Below are 17381 nucleotides of genomic sequence, written 5' to 3'. Positions count from 1 at the left end.
TGCGCGCGCGTCCACCCATCTGCGCGGCGGCGCGGGACCTTCCGGGGTTAGCGGATCCGAGGTTCGGGCGCGCCGCGCGCCCGCAGCCGCAGCGCCAGACCGTAGATTATGATCGCCACCCCGGCGAACAGGAACCACTGCACCGCATAGGCGAGGTGGTTGTTGGGCACGTTGGAGATGTCGGGCGGCGCGCTGGGCTGGAGCCCCGGCGCGCCCTGGTCGGACACCAGCATCAGCGGCTGCGGCGCGGAATCGAAGATGCCGGCGATCAGCGGGCGGTGATCGGGGGCGCGGGTGAGGGTGCCGCTGACGATCCCGCCGGGCCATTGCGGGCGGAACATCGGGTCACGGGTCACGCCCATGTCGACCAGCAGCGTCGCGTCGGTATGGGTGCGACAGGTGGCGATCTGGCGCCAGCCTTGGAGCCCCTGCACGCCGCGGCCGCCCTGGCGCACCCAGCTGGTTACCGACTGGCAGGCCGAGCGGGCGTGACGGAACAGCAGCGAGGCATCTGCCGCGCCGCTCTCGATGGTGATCGTCGGCTGCATCGTGTTGGCCGCGAAGATGGCGAGCGCGGCCTCTTTCTGGGTCTTCCGGTCAAGCTGCCAGAAGCCGAGCGCGATCATCGCCGCGACCGCCAGGCCGACGAGCAGGGTGGGGATCGGCGGAACGCGGCGCATCTCAGTCCTCGGCGATCCGACCCTCGTGGGCCCGGTTGCGATATTCGAGTGCGAGCAACAGCCCCTTGGCCAGGCGCAGCGATCCCACCACCATCGCCAGCGTAACCGGCGGCCAGAGCAGCAGATGGACCCAGAAGGGCGGGGAGAAGCTGAATTCCACCCACAGCGCCAGGATCGTCACCAGCGTGCCGATGCCGAGGGTGAGGAACACCACCGGGCCATCGCCGACGTTGAATGCAGCGAACTCGAGCCCGCAGGCCGAGCAGCGATCGGCAAAGGCGGTGAAGCTGCGGAACAGCGTCTTGGCGCCGCAGCGCGGGCAACAGCCATAGAGGCCGGAGGCGATCGGGGGCGGCAACGCAGCGCTGCCGCCCCCTGTGGGATCGGGGGTGGGTGCGGTCACGTCAGCCGGCGTGGACCGGCGCGCCCCAACCGCCCCAGACATAGATCGACGCGAACAGGAACAGCCAGACGACGTCGACAAAGTGCCAGTACCAGGCCGCCGCCTCGAAGCCGAAATGCTGGCGAGGGGTGAAGTCGCCGCGATAGGCGCGCACCAGGTTTACGATCAGGAAGATCGTGCCGACGATCACGTGGAAGCCGTGGAATCCCGTCGCCATGAAGAAGGCGCCGCCATAGCTGGAGCCATGCTCGCTCGCCGCCTTGAAGGGGAAAGGAGCCTCCATATACTCATAGGCCTGGAGGCAGCTGAAGGTGAAGCCGAGGATCACGGTGAGCCACAGGCCCTTCTTCACCGTATCGTTCTCGCCCACGCCGATCAGGCCCCAGATCCCGCGCAGCTCGCCGCCGCGCTCGTTGTGGATCAGGCCGTGGTGCGCCCAGGTGACGGTGCAGCCCGAGCAGAGCAGGATCAGCGTGTTGAGCAGCGGGAACTGCCAGGCGTCGAGCACTTCCATGCCCTTGGGCGGCCAGGTGCCGCCGACCGCCTCGACGGTGGAGGGAAAGAGCGAGAAATCGAACCAGGCCCAGAACCAGCCGACGAAGAACATCACTTCGGAGGCGATGAACAGGATCATGCCGTAGCGCAGATGGAGCTGGACGATCGGCGTGTGATCGCCGGCATGCGCCTCCTGGATCACCTTGCCCCACCAGCCGAACATGGTGAGCAGCACCAGCAGGAAGCCGGTGGTGAGCACCAGCGTGCCGTTGGGATATTTGTGCATCCACATCACGGCGCCCGAGGCGAGGGTAAGCCCACCCAGCGAGCCGAGCAGCGGCCAGATGCTGGGCGGCAGGATATGATACTGGTGGTTCTTTGCTCCAGCCATGGGCGTATCCCAATCCTCTCTCTATTTTGCGCGATGCTAGCTTGGTGTCTTCGGCGAATCCACTGGATAAAATGTATAGGACAAGGTGATCTCTTGGACGTCGCGCGCGTCCGGATCATTCAGGATTTTCGGATCGACGAAGAAGATCACCGGCATGCGGACGGTCTGGCCGGGCTGCAGCGTCTGCTGGGTGAAGCAGAAGCACTGGATCTTGGTGAAATATTTGCCGACTTGCGCGGGCGTGACGTTGAACGTCGCTGTGCCCGTGATCGCGCGATTCGAAGTATTGGTGGCGGTGAAGAACGCCATGTCGCGGCCGCCGATGTCGATAGTGTCCTCGCGGCGCTCGGGCGCGAACTTCCAGGGCAGCTTGGGGCTGACATTGCTGTCGAAGGCGATGGTGATCTTCTGGCCCGTGGCACCCGGCGCGTGCAGGCCCCGCTGGGTGGTGCCGTTGAGCCCGGTCGCCTCGCAGAAGATCCGGTAGAGCGGCACCGCGGCAAAACCCAGCCCGGTCATGCCGCACACCAGCACGGCACCCATCAGGCCGACGCGCAGGTTGCGGCTGATCCTCATCCGCCGTGGCCCAGCTGCATCTTCACGATCGAGATCGCGAACACCAGCACCACGAATCCCCCGAGCAGCAGCGCCATCACCCGCGCGCGGGCGCGCTGGCGGGCGCGGATCAATTCCAGCTCCGATGCCGGCATGTGGTTCACATCCTCTCCGCGGGAATCGTTCATCCGATCCACCTGTCGATCACGAGCGCACCGAATAGCACGAACAGATACAATATCGAGAATTTGAACAACCGCTTTTCCGGAATCATACGGTCTTCCGGCTCGGTGCGGCGCGTGGCGACCTGGATCGCCATAGCGAGGAAGATGCCGGACATCAGCGCGGCGGTGAGGCCGTAGATCATGCCGCTCAGCCCCAGCGGCCAGGGCGCGGCGGCGGCGGCGATCATCGGCAGCGTGTAGAGGCCGATCTGGATGCGCGTCGTGCGCTCGCCCGCCACGACCGGCAGCATCGGCACGCCGGCATTGGCGTAATCGGTCTTCACGAACAGCGCGAGCGCCCAGAAGTGCGGCGGCGTCCACAGGAAGATCAGCGCGAACAGCAGCAGCGGCAGCGTGGCGACGTTGCCGGTCGCCGCCGCCCAGCCGATCAGCGGCGGGAAGGCGCCGGCCGCGCCGCCGATCACGATGTTCTGTGGCGTCCGGCGCTTGAGCCAGATCGTGTAGACGAACACGTAGAACAGGATCGAGACGGCGAGGATCAGCGTCGCGACCAGGTTGATCGCGACATACATCAGCACCACGCTGAATACCGCGAGACCCACGCCGAAATGCAGCGCCGACTGGCGGTCCATCCGGCCGGCGGGGAGCGGACGGCCTTGCGTCCGCTTCATCTTGGCGTCGAGATCGGCCTCATACCATTGGTTGAGCGCGCCCGCGGCGCCCGCACCCAGCGCAATGCACAGAATCGCGGTGAAGCCGAGCACCGGGTGGATCGGCACGGGGGCGGCCAGCATGCCGCAAAGCCCGGTGAAGACGACCAGCGTCATCACCCGGGGTTTGGTGAGGGCAAGGAAATCGCGCCAATCGGCGGGCATAGCGGGATTGGCGTTGGTCACGGACATCATCGTTCCCGATATACGGCGCACGGCCGGCGGGCGAAAGAGGTCAGCCGAGCCGCTTGGCGTTCGCCCGCACCTTGCGGCGATAATGCCGCAGAGTCTTGCTCGCCTGCGCCTCGGGCGTGCTGCCCAGGCGGCCGGTGGCGGCGGCGACCTGGAGCTCCCAGGCGGCCTGCATCTTCTCGGCGACCATGCGCTGTGCCTCGGCCGTGGCGCCGGGGCCGCCGGCGGCGAGCTTGGTCAGGCGCATCCCGATCACGGTCGAGGCCTCGATGCCCAGCATCCAGCTGTCGAGGCCGATCTTCATCCAGTCGGCATAGGGGCTGCGCATAGACGTCTCCAAAAACTGCCGTATCCCAGATTGAACGCACCAGCGACGCGTACGGGGGCGTCGCGCAGGATAGCGGATACACGTTACCGAATTCGCTGATGCGCCGATCGCCGCGGCGAGGCCAGCCGATTCGGCCTCGGCCTGCCGCGCTGCGCTCAGATGCTATTGCAACTGATTATTAACATGCTTATGCGGCCCGCAAATAAGAACATCTGCATCGGGGCGCATCCATGAACCTATCCTCTCTTCGCCGGCCCAGCATCCTGCTGGCCGCGCTGGCCAGTGGCGCCGCGCTGCCCGCGGCGGCACAGGCGGTGCAGGGAGGGGACGACATCGTCGTTACCGGGCGCGGGGCCAATGCCAGCATCCTCGGCGCCGACGTGCCCGCGTTCACCTATCCGCAATCGGTGCGCGCGCTCGATCGAGACCTGATCGACGCGGTGAACCCGACGCGACTCGGCGACCTGTTCGATCTGGCCGGCGGCGTGGCGCGGCAGAATGATTTTGGCGGCCTGTGGGACAAGGTGTCGATCCGCGGCTTTGCCGGCGACGAGAATGCCGGGCCGGACATCCGCCTCAACCGCTTCAGCAGCAATTTCGGCTTCAACGCGCCGATCGATTCGGCAACGATCGAGCGGGTCGAGGTGCTCAAGGGCGCCACCGCGGCGCTGTCGGGGATCGGCGAGCCGGGCGGGGCGATCAACATCGTCACCAAGGCGCCGCTCGATCACTTCCAGGGCAGTGCCGATCTGAGCGCGGGCAGCTGGAACAGCTGGCGGACGAGCGCCGACGTGACCGGGCCGCTGGCCGAGGGGCTCTCTGCCCGGCTGATCGGCGTGGCGGAAGGGCATGACAGCTTCCGCGACCATGTCGACGGGCCGCGCCGGTTGATCGCGCCGTCGCTCGCCTGGGTGCCGGCGGAAGGGCTGCGGCTGCTCTACCAGGCCGAATATATGCGCAACACCAGCGTGCTCGATCGCGGCGTGGCGGCGGTGGGCGGCGATGCGCGGGCGATGGACCGCAGCACCTTCCTCGGCGAGCCCTCGGACGGGCACATCGTGCAGAACGGCTTCTGGCAGCAGGGCAGCCTGTTCGCCGATCTCTCCAAGGACGTGCGGCTCGAGCTCGGCGCCAGCCAGCGCGACGGATCGCTGCGCGGGTTCGGCACGATGGTCGATTTCGGCCCGCGCGGGCTGCAGGCGGACGGGCGTACTGCCGGGCGCGACCGGCGCTATCACGATTTCGCCTGGAACGACCTGTCGCTCCGCGCCGAACTGGCTGCCAAGGCCACGCTGTTCGGCATGACGCACGATCTGCGAGTCGGCGCCGACCGCGTCCGCTACCACATGGACTTCGTGCTGGACCGCGCGCGCGGCACCCCGACCCGGCCGCTGCTGCCGATCGACCTGTTCGACCCGGTCTATGCCACCACCGCGCTGCCCGTGCCCCCGCCCTTCGCCAGCCGCGACAGCCACTTCCGCAGCGAGAGCGTCTATGCGCAGGACCTGATCGGCGCGGGGCCGTTCACGCTGCTGCTCGGCGCGCGCTGGAACAGCTTCCGCGAGACGGTGAACAACCGGCTGACCGGCGCGCGGTTGAACACGGTGGACAAGGGCGTGACGCCGCGCGCCGCGCTGACCTGGAAGGCGAGCGAGGCGCTGGCCTTCTATGCCAGCTGGGGCCAGTCGCTGCGGCTCAACCCCTCGGACGGCACCAGCACCTTCCATGCGGAGCGCAGCCAGTCGATCGAGGGCGGGGTGAAGTTCGCGCTGTTCGGGCAGCGGCTCACCGGCCAAGCGGCGCTGTTCGACATGATCAAGCGCAACGTGCTCAATCCCAATGCGGTCGATCCGTTCGAGAAGACGCAGATCGGGCGGCAGCGCTCGCGCGGGGGCGAGCTGGAGCTGAACTGGAAGGCGGCGAACGACCTGCTAGTCACCGGCACCTATACCCATCTCGACGCCAAGGTGCGCAACGACGTCAATCCCGCGCTGATCGGCACCGCGCTGAGCAACGTGCCGACCGACATGGGCAGCCTGTTCGTGCAGAAGACGCTGGGCCCGGTGGCGCTGGGCGGCGGGGCGACGCATGTCGGGGCGCGGGCGGGGGATCCGTTCGGGACCAGCTACCGCCTGCCGGCCTACACGATCGCGCGGGCGAACCTGAGCGTCGCGGTGAACGACCGTCTCACGCTGCGCGCGGACGTCGATAACCTGTTCGATGCGTACTACATCGCCAGCTCCTACGCGAATGTCTGGACCACGCCCGGCGCACCCCGCAGCTTCCGGGTGACGGCGTCGACGCGATTCTAGCGCCCGGAGCGCTGACCTCGTGGCGAGGGACGATGACGACAAGCGTGTTCCAGTTTCGACCCGAGTGGAAGGAACGGCTGGTGGTGACGGGCCCCGGCGGCGCCTTCGAGCTCGATCTGCCAATGGGCATCCTGTCCGCCCATCTGCCGAGTGCGATCGCCTGGGCGGAAACAGCACCAGACTGGGCGCGGGACCTGTGGCCGGTGCTCCACGAAGAGCTCGCCCAATGGTGTCTCGACCATGGCGCCGATCTTTATGTGAGCCACGCCGCCACGGCGATCTGGTTGTAGCGTCGGCGCCCCGACCACCGGCATAGAAAAAGCCCCGGAGGTCTCCCCCCCCGGGGCTTTTGTCGTTCGGCTGCGGCCCGATCAGTCGATCTTGGGCAGCGTCTCGAACTGGTGGAAGGGCGGGGGGCTCGACAGCGTCCACTCGAGCGTCGTCGCGCCTTCGCCCCAGGGATTGGCCTCCGCCTTCTTGCCGGCGAGCAGCGAGTAGATGATGTTGACGAAGAACACCGCCATGCCCGCCGCCATGATCATATAGCCCACGGTCGCCGTGTGATTCCAATAGGCAAACTGGTCCGTATAGTCGGGGATGCGGCGCGGCATGCCCTGCAGGCCCAGGAAGTGCATCGGGAAGAACAGCAGGTTCACGCCCACGAAGAACACCCAGAAGTGCAGCTGGCCGAGGAATTCGTTGTACATCTTGCCCGTCATCTTCGGGAACCAGTAGTAGAAGCCTGCGAACAGGCTGAACACTGCGCCTAGCGAGAGCACATAGTGGAAGTGGGCGACGACGTAATAGGTGTCCTGCATGTAGTCGTCGACGCCGCCATTGGCGAGGACGACGCCGGTCACGCCGCCGACGGTGAACATGAAGATGAAGCCGATCGCCCAGACCATCGGGGTCTTGAAGCTGATCGAGCCGCCCCACATCGTCGCGATCCAGGAGAAGATCTTCACGCCAGTCGGCACCGCGATCACCATGGTGGCGGCGGTGAAGTACATCTTCACCTGCACCGGCAGGCCGGTGGTGAACATGTGGTGCGCCCAGACGACGAAGCCGACCAAGCCGATCGCCACCATCGCATAGGCCATGCCGAGATAGCCGAACACCGGCTTGCGGCTAAACGTCGCGATGATGTGGCTGACGATACCGAAGCCCGGCAGGATCATGATGTACACTTCGGGGTGGCCGAAGAACCAGAACAGGTGCTGGTAGAGCACCGGATCGCCGCCGTACTGCGGATCGTAGAAGGCGGTGCCGAAGTTGCGATCGGTGATCAGCATGGTGATCGCCGCGGCCAGCACCGGCAGTGCCAGCAGCAGCAGGAAGGCGGTGACCAGCACCGACCAGGCGAACAGCGGCATCTTGTGCAGCGTCATGCCCGGCGCGCGCATGTTGAAGATCGTGGTGATGAAGTTGATCGCGCCGAGGATCGACGCCGCGCCGGCCAGGTGGAGCGAGAAGATCGCGAAATCGACCGAGGGCCCCGGCTCGCCATAGGTGGAGAGCGGCGCATAGACCGTCCAGCCCGTACCCGCGCCGACGCCCACGAACGGCGACAACATCAGCAGCACGAAGCCCGCCACGGTGAGCCAGAACGAGATGTTGTTCATCCGCGGGAAGGCCATGTCCGGCGCGCCGATCATGATCGGCACGAACCAGTTGCCGAAGCCGCCGATCATCGCCGGCATCACCATGAAGAACACCATGATCAGGCCGTGCGCGGTGATCAGCACGTTCCAGAAGTGCATCGCCTCGTCGAAGGTGCCTTCGCCGTGCAGCTTGGCGACCCACCAGGGCAGATACTGGATGCCCGGCTGCATCAGCTCGGCGCGCATGATGCCCGAGATCGCGCCGCCGATGATCCCCGCGAAGATCGCGAAGATCAGGTAGAGCGTGCCGATGTCCTTGTGGTTGGTCGACATGAACCAGCGCGCGAAGAAGCTCGGCTTGTGATCGGCGTCATGGTCGCCATGCGCTTGGTCGTGCGCGGCGGAATAGGGGAGCGCGGTATCGGTCATGGCTCAGTTGCCCGTGTTGCCGGCGCCGGCGGGGTTCGCGGTCGCAGGCTTGTTGGACGGTGCCGGAGTGGCGGTGGCGTCGACGGTGGGGGCCTTGTCCGCCGCGCTGTTGGCGGTGGGGTCGCTGGCGTCGTTGCCCAGCGCGGTGGTGCTCGCCGGCTCTGCCTTGGCGCCCGGCATGGTGCCGCCCTTGGAGGCGACCCACTGGGCGAACTTGGCTGGGCTCACCGCCTCGACCGCGATCGGCATATAGGCGTGGCGCGCACCGCACAGTTCGGAGCACTGGCCGAAATAGACGCCTTCCTTCTGGATGATGAAGCTTGTCTCGTTCAGCCGGCCGGGGATCGCGTCCAGCTTGATCCAGAAGGCCGGCATCGCCCAGCTGTGGATCACGTCGGTCGCGGTGGTGACGAGGCGGATCGGCACGCCCACCGGCAGCACCACGCGCTGATCAGTGGCGAGAAGGCGGGGACCGTCGGCATCGGTGCGATAGCGCTGACCCTTGCCGACCTGCCCCTCTTCCTTGAGCATGTTGGCGGTCAGCTGGATGTTGCCGTTGTCGGGATATTCGTATGACCAGAACCACTGGTTGCCGATCGCCTTCAGCGTCACTGCGTTCTTCGGCGCGGGCTTGAACTGCGCGGCGAGCAGCTTGATCGAGGGGATGGCGATCGCCACCAGGATCAGCACCGGCGCCAGCGTCCAGACGATCTCGATCGCGGTGTTGTGGCTGGTGCGCGACGGCGTCGGGTTGGCGGCGCGGCGATAGCGGACGATCACCCATACCAGCAGCAGCAGCACGAACACCGAGATGATCGTGATCAGCGGCAGCAGAATGGTGTTATGGAACCAGTGTGCTTCCTGGCCCGTCGGCGTTACCTGTTGCTGGAGATAGAAGGCCTTGTCGACCGGCTCGCCGATGCCCGGCTGGGCGGTGTGCAGCGGCTTGCCCGCGGCATCGAGCGTCGGATCGGCAACCTTTGCGGCGGGCGCGGCCGCAGCTGCAGCGGGCGCCGGCGATGCGGCAGGGGCCGGGGCGGCGGGTTGCGCCAGTCCCGGAGAAGCGAAGGCCAGCCCAGTGGCCAGCAGGATCGTCGGTACCAAGAAACTGCGCATAATGGTGTTGTCACCCCTCTCCAGGAACGCACAACCGGGGCATCCTAGCGGCCCTTTGTACCAAAGGTATAGCTGGGAAAAGGCCATGCTCAACCTTTTTCGCGTGCGGTTGCGGTAGCAGCCCCCGCCACTTAAAGGATCGTTCCACCGTTGACTTCAGGAGCCCAGACATTGACCGGAGACGCCATCCTCGACGAATTTCGCGACGCAGGCGCGTTGCTTGAGGGGCATTTTATCCTGTCTTCGGGTTTGCGCTCTCCCGTATTTCTCCAGAAGATGCGCATCTTCGAGGACCCGGTCCGCACCGAGCGGGTGTGCGGCGCGCTCGGCAAGCTGATTCGCGAGAGCTTCGGCGAGGTCGACATCGTCGTCTCGCCCGCGATCGGCGGGATCATCCCCGGCTATGAGACGGCGCGCGCGCTCGGCTGCAAGGCGGTGTTCGTCGAGCGCGAGGACGGCGAGTTCCAGCTGCGCCGGAGCTTCGAGATTCCCGAAGGTGCACGTGTCGTGATGGTGGAGGACATCGTCACCACCGGGCTCTCCTCGCGCGAGTGCATCGCGGCGATCCGCAAGCATCCCGGCACACTGGTGGGTGCGGCGTGCATCGTCGATCGCTCGAACGGCAAGGCCGATGTCGGCGTGCCGCTGATTTCGCTGACCAAGCTCGACGTGCCCGCCTATCCGGCCGACCAACTGCCCCCCGAGCTGGCGGCGATCCCGGCGATCAAGCCGGGGAGCCGGGCGATCACCGCATGACCGGCAAGCTGCGCCTCGGGGTCAATATCGACCATGTCGCGACCGTGCGGAACGCGCGCGGCAGCGGCTATCCGGATCCCGTGCGCGCGGCACTGCTCGCCGCCGAGGCCGGCGCGGACGGGATCACCGCGCACCTGCGCGAAGATCGCCGGCACATCACCGATGCCGACATCGCCCGGCTCTCGGCCGAGCTCACCGTCCCGCTCAACCTCGAAATGGCGGCGACCGAGGAGATGCTGGCGATTGCGCTGAAGCATCGCCCGCACGCCGTGTGCATCGTCCCCGAGAAGCGCGAGGAGCGCACCACCGAGGGCGGGCTGGACGCGGCGGGCATGTTCGAACTGCTTGCGCCGATGGTCGCCAGGTTGCGCGACAATGGCAGCCGGGTGTCGCTGTTCATCGAGCCCGAGGCGCGCCAGATCGATGCGGCCATCCGGCTCGGTGCCCCCGTCGTCGAACTGCATACCGGCCGATATGCCGAGCTGGACGGCGAGGACCTCGCCGTGGAGCTGAAGCGCCTGTCCGATGCGGCGGCGCTGGCGGCGCGCAACGGCATCGAGCCGCATGCGGGCCACGGCCTCACCTTCGACAATGTCGTGCCGATCGCCGCGATCCCGCAGGTGATGGAGCTCAACATCGGGCATTTCCTGATCGGCGAGGCGATTTTCGACGGGCTCGGCCCGGTGGTCCAGCGGATGCGCGCGCTGATGGATTCGGCCCGGTGAGCTTCGAGCCCCTTCTCCCTCTCCCGCTTGCGGGAGAGGGGCGGGATGAGGGTGAGTCAGGTGTCTTCAGGCCGACGATTTCGTCGAACCCACACACCCTCACCCTTCCGCCGCCTGCGGCGGCTCCCTCCCTCTCCCGCAGGCGGGAGACGGCAATATGATCCTCGGCCTCGGTTCTGACCTGTGCAACATCGAGCGGATCCGCAATTCGCTCGATCGCTACGGCGCGCGGTTCGAGCAGCGCGTGTTCACCGAGGTCGAACTCGCCAAGGCTGCCAAGCGCCCGCACAATTACGCGCCCACGCTTGCCAAGCGCTTTGCGGCCAAGGAGGCATTTTCCAAGGCGGTTGGAACCGGGTTCAGCCGGGGCGTGTTCATGAAGGATATCGGCGTGGTTAATGCACCGTCTGGCGCACCCACGCTGGCGCTGACCGGCGGGGCCAAGGCGAGACTTGACGCCATGACGCCACCGGGACACGTGGCCAAGGTGCACCTGACGCTTACGGACGACATGCCCTGGGCGTTCGCGATGGTGATGATCGAGGCCGTGCCGGCGGAAAAGGAAGTGTAATGGGGGCGGACGAACTGGCGTTGAGCAGCAAGCGGAGCGAGCGACGCCAGAGCGCCACACGCCAGGGTACCGATTGGTGGGCCGAACTGCGCGGCCTCGTCTGGCTGGTGCTGGGGGTGCTCGCCTTCCACAGCTTGATCGCCAAGCCCTTCTACATCCCTTCGGAATCGATGCTGCCCACGCTGCGGGTGGGCGATCAGCTGATCGTCAGCAAATATCCGTACGGCTATTCCTTCGTAACGCCGACCTTCCATCTGCTGCCGCCGATTCCCGGCCGCATCCTCGGCCGGTTGCCGGCGCGCGGCGACATCGTGATCGTTACCCCGCCCCAGCACAGCACCGACTATATCAAGCGTGTCATCGGCCTGCCGGGCGACACCATTGCGGTGCGGGACGGCATCGTCTGGCTGAACGGCAAGGCCGTGCCGCGCGAGCCGCTGGGCGAACGACTGGTGCCGATCGACGGCAACACCCACTGTGATCCCGATCCCGAGCGCGGCGGATCGATCTTCTACGAAGGCCGCCGCGTCGTCCACCAGGGCAAGGCCTATTGCAGCCTGACGCTGTTCCGCGAGACGCTGCCGAACGGCGCCAGCTACGACATCGCCGACCTCGGCGACTCCGCCGGCGACAATTTTCCGCCGACCGTCATTCCCAAAAACCATGTCTTCCTGATGGGCGACAATCGCGACAACAGCGCCGACAGCCGTTTCAGCCTCGAACAGGGTGGGCTGGGCGGTCCGGTGCCGTGGGAAAATCTGGGCGGGCGTGCCGAGTTCATCACTTTTTCGCGCGACGGCTCGTCGACATGGAACCCGCTGACGTGGTTCACGGGTTTCCGCGGGGATCGGTTCGGCATTTCGCTGCACCCTACCCACGAGGATAAATGAGCAACGATCCGCTGGAATCCGCGCACGTCCGCGTCGTGCGCGAGCCGGGCCCGAACGAGTTTCGCGATCCCGCCACCCGCGCCGAATTCAAGAAGGCCGCGGTATGGCTGGGCATGGCGGTGGGCATTGCGCTGATCGTCCTGCTGATCCAGCCGCTGCTGATCATCTTCGCCGGTCTCGTCTTCGCCTCGATGCTCGATGGCGGCGCGCGGCTGCTCGGCAAGGTACTGCCGATCCCGCGCGGCCTGCGCATCGGCCTGGTGCTGCTCCTCGTCTTCGCCTTTTTCGGCCTCGTCTTCTACCGCACCGGCATGCAGATCTCGGCCCAGGCCGAGCAGCTGCGCACCACGCTGGAAACCCAGGCCAACCGCGTCGCGGGCTGGGCATCGAACATGGGCCTGATGCCGGGCAAGTCGGACATCAACGGCATGCTGCGCGAGGCACTCGGCTCGGTTGGCAAGCTGACCAGCGCCGTGGGCACCGCGATCGGCGCCGTGACCAGCATGGTCATGATCCTGATCCTCGGCCTGTTCATCGCGCTCGAGCCGCGCATCTACGAACGCGGGCTGCAATGGATGGTGCCGCTCGACCAGCGCCATGCTTTCGCCCACATGCTGGGCGGCATGGCGACGACGATGCGACGGCTGCTCGCCGGCCGCCTGCTCGGCATGGCGTTCGAAGGCGTGCTGACCTGGATCCTGCTCAGCGTCGCGGGCGTGCCGATGGCGCTGCTGCTCGGTATCATCACCGGCGTGCTGGCCTTCATTCCCAATGTCGGCGCGATCATCTCTGGCGTGCTGATGGCGGCGGTGGGTTTCAGCGCGGGCCAGGAAACCGGCATCTGGGCGCTCGTCATCTATTTCGCCGTGCAGAATTTCGACGGCTATGTCGTGATTCCGATGGTCGCCAAGCGCACCGTCGACCTGCCGCCTGCGCTGACGCTATCGTCGCAGATCCTTGCCGGCACGCTGTTCGGCGTGCTCGGGCTGGCGCTGGCCGATCCGATGGTGGCGATGATCAAGGTGGCGCTGGAGAGCAACGCCCGCCTCAATGGCAAGAAGCCGAAGAGCGACGACGACTCCGAAAAGGACTGAGCCGATGCTCGTGCTGCACGACTATTTCCGCTCCTCGGCGGGGTATCGGGTGCGGATCGCACTCAACCTTAAGGGCGTGGACTATGTGCGGCACGAGGTGCCCTTGCTGGAGAATGCCCAGCGCAGCCCCGAGCATCTCGCACGCAACCCGCAGGGGCTGGTGCCGGCGCTGGAGGCGGACGGCCGCGTGTTCACCCAGAGCCTCGCGATCCTCGACTGGCTCGATGCGCGCTATCCCGAGCCGCGGCTGATCCCAGCCGATCCCGATGCACGCGCCGACGCGCTGGCGCGGGCGATGGTGATCGGGATGGACGTGCACCCGATCAACAATCTGCGGGTGATGCGCCATCTGGAGCATGGCGTGGGCGCTGATGCGGCGTCGCGCTCGGCCTGGACGGCGTACTGGATGACCGAGGGTTTTTCGGCGCTGGAGGCGATGGTGCGCAACTCCGGCGGCGACGGCCCGTTCCTCGGCGGTGCCGCACCCGACATCTCCGACTGTTTCCTGGTCCCGCAATTGTTCAACGCCCGGCGATTCGCCGTGCCGCTGGACGCCTACCCCCTGCTGCGCCGTGCCGAAGCGGCTGCCGTCTCCCATCCGGCGTTCGTCGCCGCCCATCCGGATACCGTCGCACCACATGCTTGAAAAACTGGGATGTGCCGTCGCGGCGCTGTGCGTGGCGGCGCCTGCCGTCGCGCAGGACCGTTCGCAGGACGAGATCGTCGTCACCGGCCGCGGGCTCGATGTGCCGCCGGGCGATGCCGCGTATGACGTGGTGACGATCGACCGCGCGCGGCTTGCCGATACCGCGAGCAACCGGATCGAGGACGTTCTGGCCGATGTCGCCGGGCTGGCGCAGTACCGCCGCTCGACTTCGTCCTCGGCGCATCCGACCAGCCAGGGCATCACCCTGCGCGGCTTGGGCGGCAATGCCTCGAGCCGCGCGCTGCTGCTGCTCGACGGGGTGCCGCAGACCGATCCGTTCGGCGGCTGGGTGCCGTTTCCGGCGTACATGCCCGGTCGCCTCGCCGGCGTGCGCGTGACGCGTGGCGGCGGCAGCGGGTTCGCCGGTCCGGGTGCGCTGGCGGGCACGGTGGAGCTGGAGAGCGGCAGTCCTGCCGAGCTGGGCTTGCTGAACCTTGGCGCTTTCTACGGCAGCCGGAACAGCGTCGACGCGAACGCGGTCGCCGCGGTGCCGGTCCGCAGCGGCTTCTTCACGGTCGCGGGACAATATGGCCGCAGCGACGGCTTCGTGCCGATCGTGAATCCCGGCCGCGTCGACCGCGCTGCGCCCTATGAGCAGGCGAGCCTCGCGGTGCGCGGCGTGACGGATGTCGGGGGCGGCACTGAGCTGCAGACCAACCTTTCCGGTTTCACCGACCAGCGCGATCGCGGGACCGCCTACACCGACGTGCTCAGCAAGGGGGCCGATGCCAGCGTGCGGCTCGTTCACCGTGGCAATGGGCAGAAGGGGGAGTGGGGCTGGTCCGCGCTCGCCTATCTGCAAGTGCGGCAGTTCGAGAGCGGCTTCGCCAGCATCTCCGCTCCACGCGACACGGTGAGCCCGGTGGTGCAGCAGGAAGTGCCCGCGACCGGCATCGGCGGCCGCATCGAAGTCGCGCCGCCGGTGGGCGGCGGCGTCACGCTGCGACTCGGCGGCGACCTGCGCCGCGTCTCGGGCGAGACGCGCGAACTTTACACCTTTGTCGGCACCAACCCCACGCGGCGGCGCATCGCTGGCGGCGCGAGCCTCACCACCGGCGGCTTCGCCAATGCCAGCTACAATAGCGGCGGCCTGACGCTCGATGCCGGGGGGCGGCTTGACCATTGGACGATCTATGACGGCAGCCTGTTCGAGGCGCCGCTCGCTGCCGGCCCGGTGCTGACCGATTCGCGCTACGCCAACCGCCATGGTTGGGAGCCGACCGGGCGGCTGGGCGCGGCCTATGCGATGGGCCCGGTGACGCTACGCGCGGCGGGCTATCGCGGCTGGCGGCTGCCGACGCTCAACGAGCTCTATCGCCCGTTTCGCGCCGGTGCCGATGCCACCGCGGCCAATCCGGGGCTTGATCCCGAGCGGCTCTGGGGCGGGGAAGTCGGCGTCGACCTGCGCCCGCTCCCCGACCTCGTCTTCCGCGCGACCGGCTATTGGAACCGGCTCGACGGCGCGATTGCCAATGTCACGCTGGCGCGCGGGCCGGGGACATTCCCCGGTGTCGGCTTCGTCTCGGCGGCGGGGGCCTATCGCCAGCGGCAGAATCTCGATGCGGTCGAGGCCAAGGGCATCGAACTCGACGGCCAATGGACGCTGGGCGCCTGGAGCCTTGCCGGCTCCTGGGCCTATGCCGACAGCCGTGTCCATGCCTCGGGCGCGGCGGTGTCGCTCGACGGGCTGCGCCCGGCGCAGACTCCGCGCTTCCAGGGATCGGCGACGCTCGCCTGGCGCGCCGCGCTGGCCAACGCTTCGGTGACCGCCCGCTATGCCGGGGCGCGGTTCGAGGATGACCAGAACAGCGCCCGGCTGGATCCGGCATGGACCGTGGATGCGACGCTGGGCGTGCCGGTCACCCGCGCGCTGCGGATCGAGGGGCGTGCCGAGAATCTGTTTGATGCCGAGGTGCAGGCGGGAATCAGCGGCGGCAACGTGATCGAACGCGCGACGCCGCGCACGCTGTGGATCGGCCTGCGCTACGCGATGCGCTGACGAGCCAGCCGGCTGAACAGCGCGAGATAGTCGCCGACCGGATCGCCTTCGTCGGCGCGCGGCGTGGGGCGGGGGCGGCCGGGGACGATCCAGTGGTCGAGCGCCGCCGCCAGCGCATCCCCGTCCTCGCGCGGGACGACGGTGCCGAGCACCGGCGAGTCGATGAGCTCGCGCACCGCCACGCTCGCCTCGGTCGCCACCACGGGCGTGCCTTGCGACAGCGCTTCGCGCACCACGCCGGGCACGCCCTCAAAGTCCGAGGTCAGCGCCGCCACGGTCGCGTGCTTCAGCGCCGGCAGCGGATCGCTGACATGGCCGGGCATCGTCACCCGGTGCGCGAGGCCGAGTCGCGCGACCTGCGCCTCCAGCGGCGCGCGGGCGCTGCCCTCGCCGAGCAGCAGCAGCCGAATCGCCGGGTCCGCGAGCCGTGGCAGCGCGTCGATCAGCCGGTCCCAGCGCTTCTGCGGCTCCAGTCGGCCGACACCGACGATATAGCGGCCCTGCGGCAGCGCGATCGGCACGGCATCGGCGATGCGTTCGGCCGGGGGATTGGCGATCACGCTCACCCGGTCGGCGGGCAGGGCCATTTCCGTCATCGCCTCACGCGCCATCGCCGGCGTCATCGCCACGACGTGATCGAGGAACCAGGGGTGCCAGCGCAGCCAACGGTTGTAGCCCCACGCCACCATCCGCCACATTTCGTGCCGCACCAGCGCGTTCGAGACCTTGGCGATGATCGGCGGGCAGTCGCGGCCGAGCCGGAGGCGGATCATCGCGGCGGCGGCGGTGTAGTAGTTGCCCGGGCAGAACACGATGTCGGGATCGACCTTGCGGACCACGCCGGGCAGCCGCATCAGGATCGGATAATGCGGGCTGCCCAGCTCGATCATCTCGATGCCGGCGGGCACCTCGGCTGCCAGCGGCCCCTCGCACGCACCCAGCACCAGCGTTACCCGGTGTCCCCTTTCGAGCCACCCCGCCGCCATGCGCAGCAATGCGCGTTCGACGCCGCCGCCCTGCAGAGTCTCTGCGAACGCCAGGATGTGGAGCGGCGTGGAGGGGGGAGAGCGGTACAGCATCTACTTGCGGTTTGCCTTTCTAAAGCCCAAATCGCTGCCGGAATAAACCGCAATGTGTTGGGAAAGCCGAGCGTCGCGCGACGCACCCCGGAGACGGGATACGCCAAAACGCGGGAAGTGAGTGATTGTTTCGATCTTGTCGGTGGCGCTTTTGAATCGATTGA

Annotated in this window: 19 protein-coding genes; 9 read left to right on the top strand and 10 right to left on the bottom strand. The window is 67.4% G+C overall.

The window, feature by feature from the left end:
- Positions 1-47: 47 nt before the first annotated feature.
- From ACTJKY_RS00280 to ACTJKY_RS00250, 7 genes are read right to left on the bottom strand one after another with little or no spacing between them, the layout of a single operon-like run.
- Entirely contained in the window at positions 48-680 is a 633-nt protein-coding gene (locus ACTJKY_RS00280; protein ID WP_440843394.1) for an SURF1 family protein, read from the bottom strand.
- A 1-nt stretch (position 681) separates the two neighbouring features.
- Positions 682-1083, bottom strand: coding sequence for a DUF983 domain-containing protein (locus ACTJKY_RS00275; RefSeq protein WP_440843393.1), 402 nt, complete (start codon positions 1081-1083; stop codon positions 682-684).
- A 1-nt stretch (position 1084) separates the two neighbouring features.
- Positions 1085-1969, bottom strand: coding sequence for a cytochrome c oxidase subunit 3 (locus ACTJKY_RS00270; RefSeq protein ID WP_440843392.1), 885 nt, complete (start codon positions 1967-1969; stop codon positions 1085-1087).
- 36 nt (positions 1970-2005) lie between these two features.
- Complete coding sequence (locus ACTJKY_RS00265) at positions 2006-2545, bottom strand: cytochrome c oxidase assembly protein (protein ID WP_440843390.1); 540 nt, start codon at positions 2543-2545, stop codon at positions 2006-2008.
- Positions 2542-2712, bottom strand: coding sequence for a hypothetical protein (locus ACTJKY_RS00260; RefSeq protein ID WP_440843389.1), 171 nt, complete (start codon positions 2710-2712; stop codon positions 2542-2544). The genes ACTJKY_RS00265 and ACTJKY_RS00260 overlap by 4 nt, the downstream gene beginning before the upstream one ends.
- A complete protein-coding gene (locus ACTJKY_RS00255; RefSeq protein ID WP_440843388.1) occupies positions 2709-3614 on the bottom strand; it encodes a heme o synthase in 906 nt (301 codons plus the stop codon). Before ACTJKY_RS00255 ends, ACTJKY_RS00260 begins: the two co-directional genes overlap by 4 nt.
- A gap of 40 nt (positions 3615-3654) precedes the next feature.
- Positions 3655-3939: a hypothetical protein gene (locus ACTJKY_RS00250; RefSeq protein WP_121072049.1), complete on the bottom strand. Its 285-nt coding sequence runs from the start codon at positions 3937-3939 to the stop codon at positions 3655-3657.
- A 230-nt stretch (positions 3940-4169) separates the two neighbouring features.
- On the opposite strand from ACTJKY_RS00250, the gene ACTJKY_RS00245 reads away from it, so the two are divergent.
- Together ACTJKY_RS00245 and ACTJKY_RS00240 are read left to right on the top strand one after the other, a co-directional pair.
- Complete coding sequence (locus tag ACTJKY_RS00245; RefSeq protein ID WP_440843387.1) at positions 4170-6251, top strand: TonB-dependent siderophore receptor; 2082 nt, start codon at positions 4170-4172, stop codon at positions 6249-6251.
- 32 nt (positions 6252-6283) lie between these two features.
- Positions 6284-6541, top strand: a complete 258-nt coding sequence (locus ACTJKY_RS00240) for a hypothetical protein (RefSeq protein WP_440843386.1) — start codon at positions 6284-6286, stop codon at positions 6539-6541.
- 81 nt (positions 6542-6622) lie between these two features.
- Here ACTJKY_RS00240 and ctaD read toward each other — a convergent pair whose 3' ends face one another.
- Together ctaD and coxB are read right to left on the bottom strand one after the other, a co-directional pair.
- Complete coding sequence (gene ctaD / locus ACTJKY_RS00235; RefSeq protein ID WP_440843385.1) at positions 6623-8281, bottom strand: cytochrome c oxidase subunit I; 1659 nt, start codon at positions 8279-8281, stop codon at positions 6623-6625.
- A 3-nt stretch (positions 8282-8284) separates the two neighbouring features.
- Positions 8285-9397 carry a cytochrome c oxidase subunit II gene (coxB, locus tag ACTJKY_RS00230; RefSeq protein ID WP_440843383.1) on the bottom strand — a complete coding sequence of 371 codons (1113 nt, stop codon included), beginning with the start codon at positions 9395-9397 and terminating at the stop codon, positions 8285-8287.
- Between the two features lie 171 nt (positions 9398-9568).
- Between coxB and pyrE the strand changes: the two genes are divergently transcribed.
- The 7 genes from pyrE (at position 9569) to ACTJKY_RS00195 (ending at position 16138) form a co-directional block, all read left to right on the top strand.
- Positions 9569-10153, top strand: coding sequence for an orotate phosphoribosyltransferase (gene pyrE, locus ACTJKY_RS00225; RefSeq protein ID WP_440843382.1), 585 nt, complete (start codon positions 9569-9571; stop codon positions 10151-10153).
- Complete coding sequence (locus ACTJKY_RS00220) at positions 10150-10878, top strand: pyridoxine 5'-phosphate synthase (protein ID WP_440843381.1); 729 nt, start codon at positions 10150-10152, stop codon at positions 10876-10878. Before pyrE ends, ACTJKY_RS00220 begins: the two co-directional genes overlap by 4 nt.
- 157 nt (positions 10879-11035) lie before the next feature.
- Positions 11036-11449: a holo-ACP synthase gene (acpS, locus tag ACTJKY_RS00215; RefSeq protein ID WP_440843380.1), complete on the top strand. Its 414-nt coding sequence runs from the start codon at positions 11036-11038 to the stop codon at positions 11447-11449.
- Complete coding sequence (lepB, locus tag ACTJKY_RS00210; RefSeq protein WP_440843379.1) at positions 11449-12339, top strand: signal peptidase I; 891 nt, start codon at positions 11449-11451, stop codon at positions 12337-12339. The genes acpS and lepB overlap by 1 nt, the downstream gene beginning before the upstream one ends.
- Positions 12336-13433, top strand: a complete 1098-nt coding sequence (locus ACTJKY_RS00205) for an AI-2E family transporter (RefSeq protein ID WP_440843378.1) — start codon at positions 12336-12338, stop codon at positions 13431-13433. The genes lepB and ACTJKY_RS00205 overlap by 4 nt, the downstream gene beginning before the upstream one ends.
- 4 nt (positions 13434-13437) lie before the next feature.
- A complete protein-coding gene (gene maiA, locus ACTJKY_RS00200; protein WP_440843377.1) occupies positions 13438-14079 on the top strand; it encodes a maleylacetoacetate isomerase in 642 nt (213 codons plus the stop codon).
- On the top strand, positions 14072-16138 hold the full coding sequence (locus ACTJKY_RS00195) for a TonB-dependent receptor (protein WP_440843376.1): 2067 nt from the start codon (positions 14072-14074) through the stop codon (positions 16136-16138). The genes maiA and ACTJKY_RS00195 overlap by 8 nt, the downstream gene beginning before the upstream one ends.
- Here the strand turns inward: ACTJKY_RS00195 and ACTJKY_RS00190 are convergent.
- Positions 16123-17217: a glycosyltransferase gene (locus ACTJKY_RS00190; RefSeq protein ID WP_440843375.1), complete on the bottom strand. Its 1095-nt coding sequence runs from the start codon at positions 17215-17217 to the stop codon at positions 16123-16125. The two genes, ACTJKY_RS00195 and ACTJKY_RS00190, sit on opposite strands and share 16 nt — an antisense overlap.
- Positions 17218-17381: the final 164 nt, after the last annotated feature.

The sequence above is a fragment of the Sphingomonas sp. 22176 genome (assembly GCF_052045505.1).
GTDB lineage: Bacteria > Pseudomonadota > Alphaproteobacteria > Sphingomonadales > Sphingomonadaceae > Sphingomonas.
This window is presented reverse-complemented; position numbering and strand designations above follow the sequence as displayed.

Coding starts and splice junctions, on each gene's coding strand:
- ACTJKY_RS00280 (WP_440843394.1), bottom strand. CDS start 680: ATGCGCCGCGTTCCGCCGATCCCCACCCTGCTCGTCGGCCTGGCGGTC.
- ACTJKY_RS00270 (WP_440843392.1), bottom strand. CDS start 1,969: ATGGCTGGAGCAAAGAACCACCAGTATCATATCCTGCCGCCCAGCATC.
- ACTJKY_RS00265 (WP_440843390.1), bottom strand. CDS start 2,545: ATGAGGATCAGCCGCAACCTGCGCGTCGGCCTGATGGGTGCCGTGCTG.
- ACTJKY_RS00260 (WP_440843389.1), bottom strand. CDS start 2,712: ATGAACGATTCCCGCGGAGAGGATGTGAACCACATGCCGGCATCGGAG.
- ACTJKY_RS00255 (WP_440843388.1), bottom strand. CDS start 3,614: ATGATGTCCGTGACCAACGCCAATCCCGCTATGCCCGCCGATTGGCGC.
- ACTJKY_RS00250 (WP_121072049.1), bottom strand. CDS start 3,939: ATGCGCAGCCCCTATGCCGACTGGATGAAGATCGGCCTCGACAGCTGG.
- ACTJKY_RS00245 (WP_440843387.1), top strand. CDS start 4,170: ATGAACCTATCCTCTCTTCGCCGGCCCAGCATCCTGCTGGCCGCGCTG.
- ACTJKY_RS00240 (WP_440843386.1), top strand. CDS start 6,284: ATGACGACAAGCGTGTTCCAGTTTCGACCCGAGTGGAAGGAACGGCTG.
- ctaD (WP_440843385.1), bottom strand. CDS start 8,281: ATGACCGATACCGCGCTCCCCTATTCCGCCGCGCACGACCAAGCGCAT.
- coxB (WP_440843383.1), bottom strand. CDS start 9,397: ATGCGCAGTTTCTTGGTACCGACGATCCTGCTGGCCACTGGGCTGGCC.
- ACTJKY_RS00220 (WP_440843381.1), top strand. CDS start 10,150: ATGACCGGCAAGCTGCGCCTCGGGGTCAATATCGACCATGTCGCGACC.
- acpS (WP_440843380.1), top strand. CDS start 11,036: ATGATCCTCGGCCTCGGTTCTGACCTGTGCAACATCGAGCGGATCCGC.
- lepB (WP_440843379.1), top strand. CDS start 11,449: ATGGGGGCGGACGAACTGGCGTTGAGCAGCAAGCGGAGCGAGCGACGC.
- ACTJKY_RS00205 (WP_440843378.1), top strand. CDS start 12,336: ATGAGCAACGATCCGCTGGAATCCGCGCACGTCCGCGTCGTGCGCGAG.
- maiA (WP_440843377.1), top strand. CDS start 13,438: ATGCTCGTGCTGCACGACTATTTCCGCTCCTCGGCGGGGTATCGGGTG.
- ACTJKY_RS00195 (WP_440843376.1), top strand. CDS start 14,072: ATGCTTGAAAAACTGGGATGTGCCGTCGCGGCGCTGTGCGTGGCGGCG.
- ACTJKY_RS00190 (WP_440843375.1), bottom strand. CDS start 17,217: ATGCTGTACCGCTCTCCCCCCTCCACGCCGCTCCACATCCTGGCGTTC.